The following is a 339-nucleotide window of genomic DNA, read 5'->3' as shown; positions in this document are numbered from 1 at the left end:
AAGATATATAAGTTATGTAGCAAATGCAGAGGTTGATTAAGGATAATTTGTTGTGCAATGTGTTGTTTTGAATGTTTATAATAATTTAAAAAGTTAGGTATATCCTAACTATTTTTTACCAAAAATTATAATAACATCTGGCGGAGTAGCTCAGATGGCTAGAGCATACGGTTCATACCCGTAGTGTCAACGGTTCGACTCCGTTCTCCGCTATTTAAGCTGATTTTTATAAATCATGCTTAGCAAAATAAAAAAAATAAAAAAGCTGTTGACACATCATAAAGTATATGATACAATATATTTCGTTGTCTCAACAACACAGAACCTTGAAAACTGAAC

At 31.3% G+C, this 339-nt stretch carries 1 tRNA gene; it reads left to right on the top strand.

Annotated features, from left to right (window positions below):
• Positions 1 to 139 precede the first annotated feature (139 nt).
• Positions 140 to 213: transfer RNA gene (locus tag ACX6CF_RS25990), tRNA-Met, on the top strand.
• Positions 214 to 339 lie beyond the last annotated feature (126 nt).

This window comes from Vallitalea sediminicola, assembly GCF_054408565.1.
This window is presented reverse-complemented; position numbering and strand designations above follow the sequence as displayed.